General features: G+C 71.4%; 1 protein-coding gene. It reads left to right on the top strand.

Annotated features, from left to right (window positions below; genetic code table 11):
* On the top strand, positions 1 to 2,192 hold a 2,192-nt coding region (locus ABT245_RS45730), incomplete at both ends, for an SDR family NAD(P)-dependent oxidoreductase (protein WP_351747053.1).

Raw genomic sequence — 2,192 nt, forward strand, 5'->3', positions numbered from 1 at the left:
GGCCCCACCCCCACACCACCACCCACACCCCCCTCCCCACCTACCCCTTCCAACACAAACACCACTGGCTCAACACCCCCCACACCACCGACACATCGGAGGACAGCGGGTTCTGGGACGCGGTGGAGACCGGTGACCCGGAGGTGCTGGCCCGCGCCCTCGGGAGCGACGTCTCCGCGCTGGCCGGGGCCCTGCCGGTGTTGGCGCGTTGGCGTCAGGACCGGCGTCGGCGGATGTCGCTCGACGAACTGCGGTACACGGTTGAGTGGAGGTCCGTCGAGCAGGCCGTGCCTTCCAGCGCTCCCACGGGGGCCTGGTTGCTCGTTGTGCCGAGGAGTCTCGACACCGCCCCTTGGACACGCGCGCTCCGCGAGGCACTGGAGGACAACGGGACGATCTGCGAGCCCCTCGTGATCGACGATGAGGCGCTCTGCGACCGCTCGACATTGGGCGCCGATCTGCTCGCAGCCGCGACGACGTGCGACGGGGTCATTTCTCTGCTGCCTCTGGACGAGGCCCCTGAGCCCGGGCATCCGGCGGTCAGCAGGGGTCTGGCGACGACGCTCGCCCTGGTCCAGGCAGCCACTGACGTATCCGTTCGGGTTCCGGTGTGGCACCTGACGTGCGGTGCTGTCGGGGTCCGTGCCGGCGAAGCCCCACGCCGCCCGGCGCAGAGCCAGGTGTGGGGTCTGGGGCGGGTGGTCTCGCTGGAACAGCCCGAGCAGTGGGGCGGGCTCATCGACCTGCCGGAGGAGCCCGACGCGGCGTCGACGGCCCGGGTGCTCGATGTGCTCGCTTCCCGACCGGGTACGGCGGCCGACGCGCGGCGTGCGGCCGTGGAGGACCAGGTGGCGGTGCGCGGCGCCGACCTCTTCGTGCGCCGCGTCGTCCATGCTTCGCCGTTGGCCGCCACGCCGTCGGACGCGGTGGCGGTGCCGTCCGGTACGGCGCTGGTCACCGGCGGCACGGGCGCGCTCGGCGCGCACGTCGCGCGCCGCCTCGCTCAGGAGGGTTACCCGCACCTCCTGCTGGTCGGCGCCCGTGGCCCGCAGGCGCCCGGTGCCGACTCTCTTGTCGACGAGCTGCGTGCGCTGAGCACGGAGGTCACCGTCGCTGCGTGCGACATCGGCGATCGCGAGGCGGTCGGCGCGCTGCTGAACGGCATTCCGGAGCGTCTACCGCTGTCGGCGGTGTTCCACGCGGCTGGCGTGTTGGACGACGCCGTGGTCGACGGCCTCACGACTGCCCAGCTCGACCGGGTATTGCGGGTGAAGGCGGAGGGCGCCCGGAACCTGCATGAACTCACGCTGGAGCGGGGCATCGAACCCGACGCCTTCGTTCTTTTCTCCTCCATCGCTGGAGTGCTGGGCATCCCAGGCCAGGGCGGTTACGCGCCCGGCAACGCCTACTTGGACGCGCTCGCCGAGTACCGCCACGCGCTCGGACTGCCGGCCGTGTCGTACGCGTGGGGCCCGTGGGCCGGCGACGGGATGGCTGCCGTCGCCGACGTGCAGGAACGGCTGACCCGCCATGGCGTGCCAGCCTTGTCCCCAGAGCGTGCCCTGGACGTGCTGCGGCACCCCGCAGGCGAGGCACGTGCCTCGATCATGGTCGCGGCGTTTCAGTGGGACCGTTTCCATCTTGCGTACTCCGAGGCACGCAGGCGTCCCCTGATCGAGGACCTCCCTGACATACGCGCGCTGGCGGAGACTGCTGCCGAGCGTGGAGACCTTCCGGAGGGTGACGCCGGCGACGACACGCTCGGCGCGCGGCTGCGGTCGCTCCCGCGGGAGGAACGTTCTTCCGCGATCGAGCAGACCGTGCGCGAGCAGGTGGCCGCTGTCCTGCGGCACCCCGCTCCGCGCAGCGTCCGGATGGACGTGCCGTTCCGCGAAGCCGGGTTCGACTCACTGACCGGGGTGGAACTGCGCAATCGCCTCGGTGTCACGACGGGTCTGACGTTGCCGTCGACGCTGGTGTTCGACCACCCGACGCCTGCGGCAGTCGCAGCGCACCTGGCCAACGCGTTACTGAGCGATGAGGCGGCGGCCGACGGATTCGGGGACACGCGCAGTATGCGAGCTGTCAGTGAGCACGCCGGGTTGGCGGGGGACGACGACCCGGTCGTGATCGTCTCCATGGCCTGCCGCTACCCCGGCGGCATCACCACCCCCGAAGCACTCTGGGACTTC

The organism is Streptomyces sp. NPDC001508 (genome assembly GCF_040298665.1).
Classification (GTDB): domain Bacteria; phylum Actinomycetota; class Actinomycetes; order Streptomycetales; family Streptomycetaceae; genus Streptomyces.